General features: G+C 65.0%; 9 protein-coding genes and 1 pseudogene. 5 read left to right on the forward strand and 5 right to left on the reverse strand.

Going from position 1 to position 17,320, the window contains the following annotated elements:
• The first annotated feature begins 33 nt into the window (after positions 1–33).
• On the forward strand, positions 34–327 hold the full coding sequence (locus AC07VU_RS07780; protein ID WP_007921634.1) for a hypothetical protein: 294 nt from the start codon (positions 34–36) through the stop codon (positions 325–327).
• An 80-nt stretch (positions 328–407) separates the two neighbouring features.
• Here AC07VU_RS07780 and AC07VU_RS07785 read toward each other — a convergent pair whose 3' ends face one another.
• On the reverse strand, positions 408–5,312 hold the full coding sequence (locus tag AC07VU_RS07785) for an alpha-2-macroglobulin family protein (RefSeq protein WP_495029690.1): 4,905 nt from the start codon (positions 5,310–5,312) through the stop codon (positions 408–410).
• 178 nt (positions 5,313–5,490) lie between these two features.
• On the opposite strand from AC07VU_RS07785, the gene AC07VU_RS07790 reads away from it, so the two are divergent.
• On the forward strand, positions 5,491–6,837 hold the full coding sequence (locus AC07VU_RS07790) for an MATE family efflux transporter (RefSeq protein ID WP_495029691.1): 1,347 nt from the start codon (positions 5,491–5,493) through the stop codon (positions 6,835–6,837).
• Between the two features lie 60 nt (positions 6,838–6,897).
• On the opposite strand, the gene speA is transcribed toward AC07VU_RS07790, so the two are convergent.
• The 4 genes from speA to AC07VU_RS07810 all read right to left on the reverse strand — a co-directional run bounded on the left by speA (position 6,898) and on the right by AC07VU_RS07810 (position 11,310).
• A complete protein-coding gene (speA, locus tag AC07VU_RS07795) occupies positions 6,898–8,811 on the reverse strand; it encodes an arginine decarboxylase (protein ID WP_009041986.1) in 1,914 nt (637 codons plus the stop codon).
• 223 nt (positions 8,812–9,034) lie between these two features.
• Positions 9,035–9,406 (reverse strand): translation initiation factor Sui1, encoded by a 372-nt coding sequence (locus AC07VU_RS07800; RefSeq protein WP_007921638.1) that lies wholly within the window; start codon positions 9,404–9,406, stop codon positions 9,035–9,037.
• A 296-nt stretch (positions 9,407–9,702) separates the two neighbouring features.
• Positions 9,703–10,239 carry an NUDIX hydrolase gene (locus AC07VU_RS07805; RefSeq protein WP_495029692.1) on the reverse strand — a complete coding sequence of 179 codons (537 nt, stop codon included), beginning with the start codon at positions 10,237–10,239 and terminating at the stop codon, positions 9,703–9,705.
• 3 nt (positions 10,240–10,242) lie between these two features.
• A complete protein-coding gene (locus AC07VU_RS07810) occupies positions 10,243–11,310 on the reverse strand; it encodes a DUF2333 family protein (RefSeq protein ID WP_274305401.1) in 1,068 nt (355 codons plus the stop codon).
• 292 nt (positions 11,311–11,602) lie between these two features.
• Here AC07VU_RS07810 and AC07VU_RS07815 point away from each other — a divergent pair, with 292 nt between their 5' ends.
• The 3 genes and pseudogenes from AC07VU_RS07815 to AC07VU_RS07825 all read left to right on the forward strand — a co-directional run bounded on the left by AC07VU_RS07815 (position 11,603) and on the right by AC07VU_RS07825 (position 17,263).
• Positions 11,603–13,267, forward strand: a complete 1,665-nt coding sequence (locus AC07VU_RS07815) for a response regulator (RefSeq protein ID WP_007921641.1) — start codon at positions 11,603–11,605, stop codon at positions 13,265–13,267.
• 1,510 nt (positions 13,268–14,777) lie between these two features.
• Positions 14,778–15,284: pseudogene (locus AC07VU_RS07820) on the forward strand (methyl-accepting chemotaxis protein); the annotation flags it as partial.
• 185 nt (positions 15,285–15,469) lie between these two features.
• Positions 15,470–17,263 carry a protein-disulfide reductase DsbD gene (locus tag AC07VU_RS07825; RefSeq protein ID WP_495029693.1) on the forward strand — a complete coding sequence of 598 codons (1,794 nt, stop codon included), beginning with the start codon at positions 15,470–15,472 and terminating at the stop codon, positions 17,261–17,263.
• Positions 17,264–17,320 lie beyond the last annotated feature (57 nt).

The raw sequence follows: 17,320 nt of genomic DNA on the forward strand, positions 1-17,320 counted from the left end.
CAAGCACGCCAACTTTTTCATCAGGATGCACGCATGCAGGTAGAAAGCTTTTTTGAATGGCTCGGCCAGGCGCTGGGCTCGGTCATACGGTTTATCGTCGATGGCCTCAGCGGTCTGTTCAACGCCCTGACCAACGCCGGCGGCAACTTTATCGACGGCCTGTCGCGGGCGCTGGGCATGGACACCTCGATCATCAGCATCATCACCCTGATCGTCGGGCTGATGCTGCTGTACTCGGCGGTCCGCGCCTTCATGCGCGCCTCGATCGTCATGGGCATTATCTGGCTGCTGCTGGGGTTGTGGCTGCTGAGCTGGGTGGTGCACTGACCGATAGACGACCGCTGCGCGGTCGTATCGCGAGCAAGCCCGCTCCTACATAAGGAACGCGCTTGCCGCGATCGCCCTTCTCAACGCCCCTTGATCACCATCTCCGGCAGGGTTTCACCCACGGCCTGCCAGTTCGGCCGGTACATCGACTCCACTTGCGGCGGCGGCACACGGTAAGTGCCGGGCGTGACTGCCCGTGCCAGGTACAGCAGGTGCGTGACGCTGTCGTAGCCGTCCAGGTTCAGCGCCGCCACATAGCGGTCATCGCGGAACTCCTGGTGCTTGAGGCTGGCGTTCTGCATCGACTCGCGCCATTCCTTGACCTGGCTGCTGGCGTTTTCCAGGCTGGCGGCGCTCTGCGCCAGGTTCTGGTTTTCCAGTTCCAGGCCGGCCGGCAGCAGGTCCACCACCAGGGCATCCGGCACCCGCTGCTTGGCGCTGACCGCCAGGTGCACCAGCACCAGGTCGCCGCTGCCCAGGGCCCGCAGGTTCAGTGGCTGGCCGTTCATCCCCAGGTATTCGCGCCGAATGCTCAGGTTCTCGCCACCGGCCAGCGGCGCATGCTGTGGATAACCGGAAATGGTCAGTTGCTGGTACACCGGCTCGCTGCCCTGATTGCTGATCGACAACGGCGACGCCAGCAACGCGCCTTGCAGCTTCAGGCCGGGCTGACTGTTGTTCAGCTCGCGGCTTTCGGCGCCACTGCTCAGTTGCGCGGTCCAGTTGGCTTCCGGCTTACCCAGCAGGCCGCGACCGGCGAGGAACAGCGAGTTGCGCTCCTGGGTCGACAGGTACGGGCTGGCCGCCAGTTGGTCGGACAACTCGAACAGCCGCTCCTCGCGCTTGCCCTTGGCCAGGTCGTTCTCTTCCAGCAGCGCCAGGATCAGCGCCTGATCCCGTAGCGGGCTGCCGTAGTCGGCCAGCCAGTCCTTGCTGTTGCGCGAAGCCGCGAGGCCCGCGGTCAAGGCCTGCTCGGCCCGTGGCTGATCGCCCATTTTCTGCAAGGCGATGGCCAGCTGTACCAACGGCAGGCCGGAGCGCGCATCGGTACGCCGTTCGAACAGGCTGCGCAGCGCGCCCAGCGGCGCCTGTTGACTGCGTGCCAATACCAGAGCGGCGTAGGCCTGCACGGCAAAGCGCGTGTGCTCGGCGTTTTCGCTGTAGTTGACCTCGATCAGGTTGCGCTCCTGCAGGTAACGCAGCAGGCGTTCATTGGCCTTCTTCAGCGCCTCGGCCGGCACCGCGAAACCCTGGTCGCGGGCCCGCAGCAGGAAGTCGGTGACATAGGCGGTCAGCCAGTATTCCTCCTCGCCGTCCGCGCCCCACAGGCCGAAGCTGCCGTTGTAGCGCTGCATGCCCAGCAGGCGTTCGATGCCCAGCTCGATCTTGCGCTTGCGCTCGGCATCCGGCTCGCCTTCCAGGCCCAGGCGTTTCAGGCTGACGGCATCGGCGTACAGCGCCGGGTACAGGCCGCTGGTGGTCTGCTCCAGGCAGCCGTAGGGGTAGGCCTTGAGTGCGCGGATCTGCTCGCCGAGGTTCAGCGGCGGCCGGCTCGACAGGCTCAGCAATGCTTCACGCCCGGCCGGCTCGAACGCCGCCAGCTCGCCTTCCGGCAGGCTCCAGGGCTGATCCTTGAGTACCGCGCGGTAATGCCTGAGCAACGCCGGGTAAGCCGGTCGCACCCCCAGGGTCCATTCGCGGCTGAACGGTGGCAGGCTCTCGCCCGGAAGGTCCAGGCCATTGACCAGCACCTTGACCTTGCCCTGGCCGAAGCCGCCCAGCGCCCGCACCGGAATCCGCAACGTGGTGCGCTGGCCCTGAGTCAGTTGCACGCTCTGACGGGTTTCGTTGACCAGCGCCAGCTGGCCTTCGGCGCTCAGTTGCACATCGAGTTTCTGCGCCTTGCCCGACAGGTTGGACAGGTCCAGCGCCAGGGTGGTCTGGTCGCCGCCGGCGAGGAAACGCGGCGCCGACAGCTCGGCGATCAGCGGCGCGGCGATCACCGTCTTGCCTTCGGCCATGCCGTAGCGTTCGTCGGTCCAGGCCTGGGCCATCAGGCGCAGTTCACCGTTGAAGTCGGGGATGTCGACGCTGACTTCGCCTTCACCCTGCTCGTTCAGGGTCACCGGCGCGCTTTGCAGGGCGACTATGGTGACGCTGGTGTCCGGACGCTTGCCGCCCTTGGCCAGCGCCGCGTCGCCACCGAAGGCCAGGCTGGCCAGGCGGCCCTGGCCGGCTTCGATCAGCTGGCCGTAGATATCCAGCTGGTCGGCGCCATAGGCCTTGCGCCCGAACAGACTGGAGTAAGGGTCCGGGGTCGGGTATTCGGTGATGTTGAGGATGCCCACGTCCACCGCCGCCAACAGCACATGGGCCTGCTTCGGCACGCTGCCATCGGCGTTCCTGGCCTGGATCTTCACCTTGAGCGGCTGTTTGGGGCGCATTTTTTCCGGCGCGCTCAGGGTCAGGCCGAGCTTGCGCTGGGTGCGATCCAGGGGCAGGTGCAACACGCCCACCGCGCGTTTCGGGGTGATGTTGGCCTTGCGCTCGCCGGGGCGGATCACCAGCGCACTGACGTACAGGTCGTGGCGCGCCCATTTCGGATCGAGCTTGATCGCATAGCTCTTGCCTTCGGCCGGCACGTCGATTTCCTGCCACCACAACGGACCGTCGCTGGACTCCACCAGCAGGTAACCCTTGCCGGCGGCCGGCGGGGTCACCGTGACATTGGCGGTGTCGTCGTCGCCATACAGCGGCTTGTCCAGCGCCAGCTTGACCTGGTCGGGCCGCACCGCGCCGCCTTCGGCGTTGTCCTGGGAACGGTAACCGGCCCAGAAACGCAGGCTGCTGACCAGCCCGGTCTGCGGGTCTTCGACCTCGACGCGATAAGGGCCCCACTCCACCGGGAAGCTGACCTTCGCGGTATCGCCGGCCTTGATGCTCAGGACCTGTTCGTCCTGGGTGAGGAATTTCTCGTTGAAGTGATAACTCCAGCCGTCGCTTTCCGAGTAGTTCCAGTAGTAGTCGCGGCGCTCGCGCACCAGGCGCACCTTGAGGTTGTCCGCCGCCAGCTTCTGGCCTTCATTGTTGGCCACCAGCAGTTCGAACTCGGCCGGGCCATCGCCGTCGGTTTCCGCGCCGTCGAACAGCGCGCGCAGCCCCGGCAACCTGTCCGCCGGCCATACCGGCAGCACCACCCGCCGGGTGATCGGGCGACCGCCCGACTCCTGCAGGCTGCCCTGGACGATCAGTTGCAGCGGCGAACGGGCCTCGGCCCATTTGCTTTCCAGGGCGATCAGTTCTTCGCCGTTTTCATCCAGCGTCGACTCTTCTATCTCCAGGTCCTGGCTCAGCTCTTCTTCGGTGACCGAGCCGAACTGGTAGCCCGGCAAGGCCTTGACCGCCTCGCGCAGCGGCCGCACGTAGATCTGGCCGCTCAGGCGATTGCCGGCGGCCGGGGCGCCATACAGGTAACGGCCATTGACGCTGATCTCGACGGTCTCGTCCGGTTTGAGCGGTGTGTCGCTGCCCTTGAGTTCCAGCGCCAGGCGCTCGGGCAGGAAGTCTTCCACGAGGAATTCGTACAGTTGCGGCTTGCCGTCGCCGAGGTCGAACACCAGTTGCCAGCGCCCGGTCGGCGCTTCGCCGGCCAGTTGCAACTGGTACTGATAGAGCCCCGAGGCATCGGCGTCCCAGACGAACTTGCGGCTGACCTGCTCATCCGGCCGGCGCACTTCGACGCTCACCGGCTGCGGCTTGACCGCATTGCCGTCCTTGTCCCGCAGCAGCGCGTTGAGCAGCACGGTTTCGCCCGGGCGATACAGGTCGCGGGGGCCGAACACGAAGAACTGCAACGGATGGGGCTGGGGGCCGCCGATATTGAATTCGGCCAGGTCCAGGGCGGCGCCGTTCAAGCGCAGCAGGCTGGTCTGCTCGCCCTGGTGGGCCAGCAGCACTTCGGCTTTCTTCGGCAGCGGCAACTCGGCATGGCCGCCCTTCTCGGTCTTGCCCTGGCCGAGCACGCGGCCTTCGCCGTCCAGCAGTTCCAGGCTGACGCCGTCCAGCGCCTTACCGCCTTCCAGGGCCTGGGTGAAGACATCCAGGCGGTTCTGGTAACGGTGCACCGACAGGCCGATGTCGCTGAGGGTGAACAGGGTCGCCGGTTGCGAATAGTTGTAGGTGCCCGAGGCGCGCATCACCGCCAGGTACACGCCCGGCTGTTGCAGCGGCTTGAGCCCGGCGATCGGCAGCAGCAGGGTTTCCCGGGTATTGCGCGCCGGGTTGAGGTCGAAGCGGCCGCCATACACCAGGTCGGCCATCGGCAGCAGTTCCCGGGACTCGTAACTGTGCAGGCTGTTATTGCGCCCCCACTGGGCGAGGAACACCGGCAGCGACTCAGGCTTGATGCGGAAGAACTCGACATCGACCTTGTCGACGTTCAGCGCAATCACCGGCAGGCCTTCGGCGAGGCGGGTCGGCAACAGGGTGCCGCGGCTGGCGAACCCGACTGTGGCCTGCAGGTCGCGGGTTTCCAGGCGACTGACGTATTCGGCGGCCAGGGTCGCGTCGTTCACTGCGCGCAGCCCGGCGTCGACGGTCAGCACCAGTTTGCGCTGCGGCTCGAGATGACGCAGGCGCAGTTCCATGAAGTTGTCCGACAGCTCCCAGGCACCGTCGACCTTGCCGCTCTTGCTGTCCACCAGGTGCAGCTTATCGGCGAACTTCTGCTGCGGGTCCAGGGGCACCGAGAAACTCACCGACAGGGTGCTGGCCCCGTCGAGTTGCACCTCGGACACGTCCACCACGTTCAACTCGCGACCGGCGTAGCGTTGCTTGAGCACAGCGACATCCTGCACGGGCCGGGCCTTGGCCGCGGGCACTGCCGCTGTCGGAGCCGAAGGGGTCGCCGCCTTGTCGGAGGTCGAGGAATCGCAAGCGCTCAGCAAGGCCAGCGCACAGGCCAGGAACAATCCTTTGTTAAACATGGGGCACTCATTGGCAGGAGTATCGAAGGGTTGAACTATATCTCACCGCCGTCCGGCTGGCTGTGGCGCAGCGCACATTGATCGACTGAGGGCGGCTTCTTTGTAGGATTCGGGCCGTGATCGGGATGGCATGGCCGGGCGGGCAAGCGGCTACAATGCCCGCTCTCAAGGAGCCTGCATGTCCAGCCTGATTTCTGCCTGGCGCCACCGTCCGACCCATGCTCGGGTGTGGGCGCTGGCCGCGCCGATGATTCTTTCCAATATTTCCGTGCCGCTGGTGGCGCTGGTCGACAGCACCGTCATCGGCCATTTGCCCCACGCCCACCAGCTCGGCGCGGTGGCGGTCGGCGCCAGCCTCTATACCTTCCTGGCCTGGGCCATGGGCTTTCTGCGCATGGGCGCCACCGGCTTTGCCGCCCAGGCCGCCGGGCGCGCCGACGGTGCGGCGCTGCGGCAGATCCTGGTGCAAGGCCTGCTGCTGGCCATGGGGCTGGCCCTGCTGCTGGGCGCCATAGGCGTGCCGTTGAGCGGCGCGGCCTTGCAGCTGATGCAGCCTTCGGCCGAGCTGGACGAAATGACCCGCACCTTCTTCCATACCCGCTTGCTCGGGCTGCCGGCGGCGCTGGCCAGCATGGCCCTGGTCGGCTGGTTCCTCGGCACCCAGAACGCCCGGGCGCCGCTGGCGATCCTGCTGAGCACCAACCTGATCAACATCGCCCTCAACCTGTGGTTCGTGCTGGGCCTGGACTGGGGCGTGGCCGGCTCGGCCAGGGCCTCGGTGATCGCCGAATGGACCGGCGCGCTGATCGGCCTGGCCATGACCCGCCCGGCCCTGCGCGCCTACCCGGGGCGGATTGCCTGGGCGGCGTTGCAGCGCTGGGCCAGTTGGCGGCCGTTGCTGGCGGTCAATCGCGACATCTTCATCCGCAGCCTGGCCCTGCAATCGGTGTTCTTTCTGATCACCGTGCAAGGCGCGCGGCTGGGGGACGCGACCGTGGCCGCCAACGCGCTGCTGCTCAACGGCCTGCTGCTGACCGCCCACGCCCTGGACGGCCTGGCCCACGCGGTGGAAGCCCTGTGCGGCCACGCCATCGGCGCCCGCGATCACCTGACCCTGCGCCGCTCGCTGGTGGTCGCCGGCGGCTGGTCGCTGCTGGCCAGCATCGGTTTTGCCGTGCTGTTCCTGTGCGCCGGGCACCTGTTCATCGAGATGCAGACCGATATCGCCGAAGTGCGGCAGACCGCCTTCACCTACCTGCCCTACCTCGCCGCCCTGCCGCTGATCGCAGTCTGGAGCTACCTGCTGGACGGCCTGTTCATCGGCGCCACCCGCGCCCGGGAAATGCGTAACGGCATGCTGCTCAGCGTGCTCATCACCCTGCCCTGCGCCTGGGCCTTGCAGGGCCTGGGCAACCACGGCCTGTGGCTGACCTTCCTGCTGTTCATGCTGGTGCGCAGCCTGACCCTGCTGGCCTTCGCCCTCGGGCTGCACCGGCACGACGGCTGGTTCAGCCCGGCCCGCTGAGCTTTGCGGCGCGCATAAAAAACCACCGCAAGCGGTGGTTTTTCTTGAGCCGTCGAAACCTCAGGAAGACAGGTACGACGAGCGGGTCAGGCCCAGACGCAGGGCGTCGAGGAACTGGGTACGCTCGCTGGCGCTGATCTTCGCGCTGGCCACCTTGTCGCGGTAATGAGTCATCAACTCCTCCGGCGACAAGTGCACGTAACGCAGCATGTCTTCGATGGTGTCGTGGGTCTCGATCCCGGCGTGGTACACGGTGCCGTTCGGGTTCTGGTAGATGTTCACCGAGTCGGTATCGCCGAACAGGTTGTGCATGTCGCCGAGGATCTCCTGGTAGGCACCGACCAGGAACACGCCCAGCAGATAGTCCTCACCCTCTTTCAGGCCATGCACCGGCAGGCTGGTCTCGATGCTCTGCTCGTCGACGTACTGGTTGATCTTGCCGTCGGAGTCACAGGTCAGGTCTTGCAACACCGCGCGGCGCAGCGGCTCTTCGTCCAGGCGATGCAGCGGGATGATCGGCAGGACCTGGTCGATGGCCCAGGTGTCCGGTAGGCTCTGGAACACCGAGAAGTTGCAGATGTACTTGTCGGCCAGCTTGTCGTTGAGTTCGTCCAGCACCTGGCGGTGCGAGCGCTGGCGCGCCTTCAGCGAGTTGTGCAGGCGCCGGCACACGGCGAAGTAGCACTGCTCGGCCAGGGCTTTCTCGGCCAGGGTCAGCTTGCCGTCGGCGTACTGGGCGGCCACGTCGCTCATGTAGTGGGTGGCGCGCCAGTAGGTTTCGGTGACCATCTCGATATCGGTCGGGCCCAGCAGATCCACCAGCCATTGCACGGTTTCCGGCAGGCTTTCCTTGTTCTCGATCAGCGGCACGTCGTCGTTGTGTTTCTCGACGTCGGTCACCTGCACCACCAGCATGGCGTGGTGCGCGGTCAGCGAACGGCCGCTTTCGGAGAAGATGTGCGGATGCGGCAGGCTCTGCGCGTCGCAGAACTCCTTGAGCATGCCGACCACGACACCGGCGTAGTCATCCATGTCGTAGTTGATCGAACTGGCGTTGCGCGAGTGGGTACCGTCGTAGTCCACGCCCAGGCCGCCGCCGACGTCGATGTGATCCACCGGCAGGCCGAGGTTGCGCAGCTCGCCGTAGTAACGGATGGCTTCCTTGAAGCCATGCTGGTAGTCCGCCAGGTTGGCGATCTGCGAGCCCATGTGGAAGTGCAGCAGGCGGATGCCCTGGTCCAGGCCGGCGCCGCGGAAACGCTCGACCACCGACAGCAGCTGCGCCGCCGACAAGCCGAACTTGGATTTCTCGCCACCGGTGTCGGCCCACTTGCTCGACGCCAGGGACGACAGCCGCACGCGCAGGCCGACCTGCGGCTTGACCTTGAGCGAGGCGGCTTCTTCGATCACCAGGGCGACTTCGGATTCCTTCTCGATCACGATGAACACGTTGTGGCCCAGCTTCTGGCCCATCAGCGCCAGGCGGATGAACTCACGGTCCTTGTAACCGTTGCAGACGATGGTGCCGCCTTTCGGCGCCAGCGCCAGCACCGCCAGCAGCTCGGGCTTGGAGCCGGCTTCCAGGCCGATGGAGACGTTCTGGGTGGCGATGATGTTCTCGATCACCGCTTCCTGCTGGTTGACCTTGATCGGGTACAGCGCGGTGTACTTGCTCTGGTATTCCAGGCGCTCGATGTTGGCGTCGAAAGCACCGGTCAGCTGGCGCACGCGGTCCTGCAGGATATCCGGGAAGCGCACCAGCAGCGGCAGGGACAAGCCGCTCTTGCGCAGCTCCTCGACTTGTTCGAACAGGTCGATGGGCGAGCTGTTCGGGCCGTTCGGACGAACTTCGACGCGACCGGCGTCATTGATCGCGAAATACCCGGCCCCCCAATGGCGAATCCCATAAACACTGCGGCTATCCGCAACTGTCCATTGGCTGCCATCGTCTTTGCGTGTGCGTCGTACGGACATCGAAGTCCCCTATAGAGAAGTCATAGAGCGCCACCCCGGTCCGGGGCTGGCGCAGTCTAAAGAATGAAAATGACGATTAGCCTGCAACGAGGACGTAGACCTCGGTTACAGCGCTGAGTTTAGAAACCGGTCATGAACAGGCTCTGTGAAAACCATGAAGACGACGGCAAGCCTGAATCGGATCAGGGCTGCATCAAGTCGGGGGTGGTTTTCACAGAGGCTGCTAGCCGCCGGACTTCTTCGCCTTGAAACCGTGCTTGATCAGCTCTGCCAAGAGTAGCTCGACATGATCGCCCTGGATCTCGATGACGCCGTCTTTCAGCGCGCCACCGGTGCCACAACGTTTCTTCAACGTGGTCGCCAGTTCCTTGAGCGCGTCTTCGGCCAACGGCACGCCGGTGATGGTGGTCACCGTCTTGCCGCCACGGCCCTTGCTTTCGCGACGCACGCGAGCGATGCCGTCGCCGGCAGGGATAACGGTTTGTTTGCAGATGCAGGCTGCCACCGGCTGGCTACAGTCCGGGCAATGTCGACCTGCGTCGGTGGAAAATACCAGGCCACCAAGGGCGGCGAAGGATGCGGCTTTTTTGGCCACCGGCAATCCTCTTGGGAGGACAAAGACTGGTCGAAGCACATGGCCTGTGCCATCGACCGCGAAGCCCCACTCAGGCAGGGGCAGCGCTACTGGGCCGGTACACCTTGTAGGAGCGAGCTTGCTCGCGATGGACGTCAGCGATAACGCGTGCTTTCAGATAGCACCCATCATCCTTGCGTTCTTCGCGAGCAAGCTCGCTCCTACAAAAGCAAGCCGGCTCAGCTTGAAAAAGGTCGCGCAGTGTAACGGCAAAAAGCCGACTTGCTAAGAGCCTAACCGCGCCAATTTATACAACTTTAACGACGCCGCGCCAGATAGCGCTGCAAAGCCGCCAGGGAGTCCGGGCAATAGGGCTTTTCGGTGATTTCCCGCATCACTTCGTCGATCGCAATGAAGCGCGCTTCCAGCACCTCTTCCGGCTGCAGGCGCAGAGGCCCGTCCCAGACCGCCGAAAAGGCCGAACACCAGAGACGATTGCCGGTGTCTTCGAAAAAGAAATGGTCATGGGCGGTCAATTCCACCCCGCTCACGCCCAACTCTTCCTCCAGCTCCCGGGCAGCCGACTCGGCGTAGCTTTCGACGGCCAGCACCATGCCGCCCGCGGCCACGTCCCAATAACCGGGATAAATGGCCTTGCTCAGGGTGCGCCGATGCACGCACAGCTCACCGGCGGAATTGAACAGCAGGATATAGGTACCGCGCCCGATCAGGCCGCGCTCACGCAACTCCGAGCGGGCCAGCGTGCCCAGCAACTGGTCTTCGCCATCGACCCAGGCGACTTGTTCGGCATCGGAGGCCGCGCGATGCGCGGCCTCATTGGAGGTAACCACCATGAATCAACCCTGATTGAGCAATTGACGCAAGTCGATGACAGCCGCGTTGGCGCGGGAAATATAGTTGGCCATGACCAGCGAGTGGTTGGCCAGCACGCCGAAGCCGCTGCCGTTGAGAATCATCGGGCTCCAGATCGGCTCCTGGGACGCTTCCAGTTCACGGATGATCTGACGCACGCTGACAGTGGCGTTCTTCTTGGCCAGCACGTCGGCGAAGTCGACCTCGATGGCGCGCAGCAGGTGCGACAGGGCCCAGGCCTGGCCGCGCGCTTCATAGAACACGTTGTCGATCTGCATCCAAGGGGTTTCCACCACCTCTTCGTCAACCTGCGGCGACTGGCCCGGCGCCGGGGTTTCGGTTTTCAGCGCGGTATTGAGCTTGACCCGACCGACGCTGGCCGACAGGCGCTGGGACAACGAGCCCAGGCGGGTCCCGACATCACCCAGCCAGTTGTTCAGGTTGTCGGCACGGGCGTAAAACAGCGCGCTCTTCTGGTTCGGATCGGACAGGCGCGCCTGGTAGCGGCTCAGGGAGTTGATGCCTTCCTGGTACTCGGACTCGCTGGACGGCAGCACCCAGCTCTTGTTGTCGAAGTTGAAGCGCGGCTCGGCCTTGGCCAGGTCGGCGTCCTCGGCGGACTGCGACTGGGAACGGGCGAAGTCCTTGCGCAAGGCGCGGGTCAGGTCGCGGACCTGCACCAGCACGCCGTATTCCCAGCTCGGCATATTGTCCATCCACAGGCCCGGCGGGAAACGGTCGTTGGAGATATAGCCACCCGGCTTGTTCAGCAGGGTGCCGGCCACGGTCTTGAGGGTTTCCACCGTGGTGTAGCCCACGACCATCTGCTTGCCTTCCTTCTCGGCGGCAACCTGCGCGCTTTGCTGGACGGGGAACAGCGACGGTTCCTGGCTCCAGTACCAGCCCAGGGCACCGGCCACCAGCAGGTACAAGGCCACCAGGGTGCCCAGGGCGCGGCTGAACAGCAAGCCACCAAAGTAGCTGCGTGTCGCCGACGTGGGTTCGGCAGCACGATCCGGCGCGCTGCCCGCGCGGTTCTTCCAGTCCAGCATGGCTATATCCTTTCAATCACTTGGGTTCATCGGTTCGACCACAACCCTACTCCATCGTGCCTCGAACCGAACGGATTAAAAATCATCCGCCGCGCAAGGCGCCACATGCCGGGTGTACATCGAGCGGCCACTATAAATGAAGCACAGTTCAGAACCTATGCGACCAGTCGGTCGGGAACTGAATAAGGTCGCTTTGCAGATTGTTGACGTACGACACTCGTACAATCCATAAGAGGTGCTAGCATAGAGCCACCAGTCGATCTCAGCATGCACCCTAACTAGTAGTCAGGATATGACCGAGCCAGAAGACCCCAGCCGTGAGCGCCTCAAGCACCACTTTGCCCAGCGGGTCATTCACCAGGCTCGTCAGATCCTCGAGATATGGCAGCGCCTGCAGCGCAGCGAATGGTCGACCGCCGACATGTCCGAACTCAGCGAGGCCAACCTGCGCCTGCTGCGTTTCGCCGAACGTTTCGAACAACCCGAACATACCCAGCTGGCGCGCAGCATCAGCGACTCGCTGGAAGCGGTGGACGCCAACCGCGGACGCCTGAGCAGCGGCCTGATCACCGACCTCAACCGCCTGATGCAACGCCTGTCGCGCACCGGCCTGCGCCATGGCGACCAGTTGGAGCAGACCTTCCTGCCGCCCCTGCGCAAGCCGATCTACGTGATGCTGCAAGACCACGATCGCGGCGAGCGCCTGGCCAAGCAGCTGGAATTCTTCGGTCTCAGCGCCCAGTCTCTGGACAGCATCGCCGCGTTTCGCTCCTCGATGGTCGAGCGCCTGCCGGCGGCGATCGTCATCGACGTCGACTTCTGCGGCAACGGCATGGGCCTGCAACTGGCCGCCGAAGCCCAGGAAGGCCTGGAGCAGAAGCTGCCCCTGCTGTTCTTCAGCCTCCACGAAACCGACACCCCGACCCGCCTGGCCGCCGTGCGCGCCGGCGGCCAGGAGTTCCTCACCGGTACCCTGGAAGCCTCGAGCCTGCTGGAGAAGATCGAGATCCTCACCTGCGTCGCCCAGTACGAACCTTATAAAGTGCTGATCATCGACGACTCCCGCGCCCAGGCCCTGCACACCGAGCGCCTGCTCAACAGCGCCGGGATCATCACCCGGACCCTGATCGAACCGATCCAGGCCATGGCCGAACTGGCCGACTTCCAGCCGGACCTGATCATCCTCGACATGTACATGCCGGCCTGTACCGGCACCGAGCTGGCCAAGGTAATCCGCCATAACGACCGTTATGTCAGCGTGCCGATCATCTACCTGTCGGCCGAAGACGACCTGGACAAGCAGCTGGACGCCATGAGCGAAGGCGGCGACGACTTCCTGACCAAGCCGATCAAGCCGCGCCACCTGATCACCACCGTGCGCAACCGCGCCGCCCGCGCGCGCAACCTCAAGGCGCGCATGGTCCGCGACAGCCTGACCGGGCTGTACAACCACACCCATATCCTGCAACTGCTCGAAGACTGCAGCTTCCGCGCGCGCCGCGAAAACAAGCCGCTGAGCTTCGCCATGCTGGATATCGACCACTTCAAGCGGGTCAACGACAGCCACGGCCACCCCATGGGCGACCGGGTGATCAAGAGCCTGGCGCTGTTTCTCAAGCAACGCCTGCGCAAGACCGACTTCATCGGCCGCTACGGCGGCGAAGAATTCGCCATCGTCATGCCCGACACCGACCTGGAAGCGGCCTGCAAGGTGCTGGATGAAATCCGCCAGCGCTTTGCCGAAATCCATTACCCGGCCCAGCCCCAGGACCTGTGGTGCACCTTCAGCGCCGGAGTGGTCGAACTGCGGGAAGACTCCGACAGCCTGATGATGGCCAGCCAGGCCGACGAAGCGCTCTACCGCGCCAAGGACAGCGGGCGCAACCGGGTCCAGGCGGCGCGCCATCAAAGCGCCACTTTTTCACCGGAATCCACCGATTCGGTCATAACCTTGTAATACAAACGCAATAAATTCAGGCGCTTACCATTCAAGTCGTTGGTAGGACGCGATGCGCCTGAAGCTGCTGACCAATCTCAATACCCTGCTACTAGTTGCCGTTTGCCTGGCCCTGGGCGCCACGCTCTGGTGGTCGCAACGCGCCCTCGAGCGCCCCTACCTATTGATGGAGCGCTACCTGGGGCTGTCCCAGCAGTTCCAGAACCAGGTGGCGCGCAACATCGAGGACTACCTGGCCAGCGGCGACGCCCTGCGCCTGAGCAGCGCCAGCCAGGCCATCGAAACCCTGCAAGCCCAGCTCGGCGAATTGCCCACGGAACTGGCGCAAAGCCTGCGCCCGAGCCTGTCGGGCCTGGCCGAGTTCAGCAAGACCGACCTGCTGGCCGCCGGCAAACTGGCCGGCGATCCGCAGGCGCTACTGCTGCAGGCCGAGCGCGAGCTGGGGGCCAGCCTCGAACAACTGAGCCAGTACGCGACCGGGGCGGCCAGCAATCCCAGCGCCGCGACCTACCTGCCGTTGCTGCTGACCGCCTCCCAGCACCTGGGCAAGCTGTCCTTGGCCCGCGACAAACTGGTGAGCAGCGGCCGCAGCGAACTGGCCGCCGATGTCGAGCGCGAAGTGAGCAACATGCGCGCCCAGGCCGAGCAGCTGGAAACCCTGCCGTTGCTGGGTGTCGCGGCCAGCAATGCGTCAAACACCGATGACTTCGCGGCCATGATGGGCCTGGAGAACACTGAGAAGGCCGCCGTCGAAGACGCCGGCATCGGCCTCAAGCGCGAACTCAACAGCTTGCTCGGCCGCTATCCCGCCGAGCTGAACCGCACCCGCGAACAGATCCAGAAACGCGCCGACCTCAGCGCCGCCACCCACCTGAAAATCACCGCCGTGCAGCAGGCCATCGCCGAACTGGAACCGGTCGTGCGCGCCCAGCACGGGCAGATCCAGGGCGAAGTGCGGCTGATGCAGGGTTTGATGATCGGCCTGATCCTGCTGATCGCCCTGCTGATCGACACCTTGCAGCGTCGGCTGGCACGGGTCCTGACCAATCTGGCGCCGGCCCTGTCGACCTGGGCCGAAGGCGACTTCAGCCGCGACATCCAGCTGGGCCGGACCAACCGCGAACTGCACGATATAGAAGAATCCCTGAACCGCCTGCGCGCCTACCTGGTGGACCTGGTGGGCACCATCCGGCAGAACGCCGAACAGGTCGCCGGCAGCAGCCGCGCCCTGGCGGAACTGAGCAGTGGCCTGCACGGCGGGGCCGAGCGCCAGGCCGGCGACACCGCGCAGATCCGCGACGCCCTCGGCGAGCTGGAAGCGACCATCCAGCAAGTCGCCGGCGATGCCAGCCAGGCCGCCGATGCCAGCCGCAGTGCCGGAATGGCGGTGGAACAGGGGCAGAAAGTGATCGGCCTGAGCCTGACCGGGTTGCATGCCCTGGTCGGCGAAGTGCAAGGCAACGCGCAGATGATCGAACAGCTGGCCGAGGAGTCGGCAACCATCGGCGGCGTGCTCACGGTGATCCGTTCCATTGCCGACCAGACCAACCTGCTGGCCCTGAACGCCGCCATCGAAGCCGCGCGAGCCGGGGAAATGGGCCGCGGTTTTGCCGTGGTCGCCGAAGAAGTGCGCTCCCTGGCCCAACGCACGGCGGGTGCCACCGCCGAGATCCAGACCCTGATCGCCGGCCTGCAGGCCGCCGCCCGGCAATCGGTGGAAGGCATGCGCGCCCAGGTCGAACATGCCGAAGCCACGGCCAGCCAGGCCCAGGCCGCCGACGGTGCACTGGATGAAATCGTCGGGGCGATCCAGACCATTTCCGACACCGCCATCCGCATCGCCGATGTCACGGCTCAGCAAAGCGGCGCCGTCAGCGAAATCCGCGACCACAGCGAGCGCATCCATCAATTGGGCGGGGATAACCTGCAACGCATCGGCGAAGGCCGCGAACAAGGCGAGAACCTGCTGGCCCTGGGCGGCCAGCTGCACACGGCGGTGCAGGCGTTCCGCGTCTAGCCCTGTAGCCCTGTAGCCGCTGCCGAGCCTGCGAGGCTGCGATCGAGGACGCAGTCCTCGCAAAACCGGCCTATGCAGGTTGCCTGAAAGAACGCGGTCGCAGGCTCGGCAGCGGCTACGGGGCGCATACGCATACCCCACCGCTCTCCGCTATCATGCGCACACCTTCGATTCGCGAGATTGCCATGCGTCGCCTGCTTTGCCTGATGCTGTTTGTGCTTGCCCTGCCGGCGACCGCCGCCGGGTTGCTGGACAGCCGCCCCAGCTCAACCCTGGGCTCGATCAATAACAGCGCCGACTTCCTGCCGGTGCGCGAAGCGTTCCAACTGAGCCTGCTGCAAAGCACGCCGCAGTCGATCAAGCTGCGTTTCGTCGCCACCGAGGGTTACTACCTCTATCGCCACCGCTTCCAGTTCCGCGCCGAGCCCGCCGACATCACCCTGGGTGCCGCCCAACTGCCCAAGGGCGAACAGAAACACGATGAGTTTTTCGGCGACGTCGAGGTCTACCACGGCATTGTCGATGTCGAACTGCCGCGCAGCGCCACGGACCAACGAGGCTTCACCCTGGCCGTGACCTACCAGGGCTGCGCCGACAAGGGCCTGTGTTATCCACCGGAAACCGAGCGTTTGCAGATCGATGGCGCGGCCTCTTCGGCCAATGCCTCAAGTGCCGGCGGCCCCGCTACCGACAATGGGAAAACCGCCTGGAGCTGGCGCGAACTGGCGCTGTTCTTCCTGGCCGGCATCGGCCTGACCTTCACCCCCTGCGTCCTGCCGATGCTGCCGATCCTGTCCGGCGTGGTCCTCAAGGGCCAGGTCGGCGGCTGGCGCGGCTTCAATCTGTCGCTCGCCTACGTGTTGCCGATGGCCGCCTGTTTCGCCCTGCTCGGCGCCTTGATGGGGCTGTTCGGCGCCCAGCTCAATTTGCAGGCACGCCTGCAATCGGCCTGGGTACTGGTGCCCTTTGCGTTGTTCTTCGTCGTGTTCGCCCTGGCGATGTTCGATGTCTTCGAACTCAAGCTTCCGCGCTTTATCAGCCAGCGCCTGGAACGCATCGCCGGGCGCACCGAAGGTGGCTCGCTGTGGGGCGCGGCGATTCTCGGGGTGGTGTCCAGCCTGCTGGTATCGCCCTGCGTTTCGGCGCCGCTGGCAGGCGCCCTGCTGTATATCAGCGCCAGCGGCGACGCCCTGGGCGGTGCCCTGAAACTGTTCGCCCTGGGCCTGGGCATGGGCGCGCCGCTGTTGCTGGTGGCCACCGGCGGCGCGGCCTGGCTGCCGAAAAGCGGGCCATGGCTGGTCTACGTGAAAAACGCCATTGGCGTGCTGTTGCTCGGCCTGGCGATCGGCCTGCTGAGCCGGGTCTTGCCGGGCCAGGTCAGCCTGTTGCTGATTGGTGCGCTGGCGGCCGGTGTCGGCCTGTTTCTCGGCGCCCTGGAGTTTGTCTACAAGGCGCCACGCGCGCGCCTGGCGCAGCTGTGCGGGCTGTTCCTGCTGTTTTATGCCCTGGCCTGCTGGTACGGCGCGCTCAGTGGTCAGACCGATCCGTTCAGCCCGCTCGCCCGCCCACCGGTCGCGGTCATCGGCAACAGCCCCGAGCAAACCAGCGCCGGCCAGTGGCAGACCGTCACCACCCCCGGTGAGCTGGAGCAGGCCCTGGCCGATGCCCGGAATGCCGGTACCCCGCTGCTGCTCGACTGGTACGCCGACTGGTGCATCAGTTGCAAAGTCATCGAACGCGAGGTGCTCAACGACCGCCAGGTCGTCGAACGCCTGCGGGGCTACCGCCTGGTGCGCTTCGATATCACCGCCAGCAACCGCGAACAGCGCGCCCTGCTGGACCGCTACCAACTGTTCGGCCCACCGGCGCTGATGTTCTTCGGCAAAGATGGCGTCGAACGTGCCGATGTGCGTGTGGTCGGCGAAATCAGCGCCGCGGACTTCGCTGAACGCATTGCTGCAGCAAATGACCGGATTTAGTCAGTTGGTCACATATTTTAGGTAAACATCGGTCATCGTGCTGCCTATTGCAGAGAA

Source organism: Pseudomonas sp. GW821-FHT02B10 (assembly GCF_059421865.1).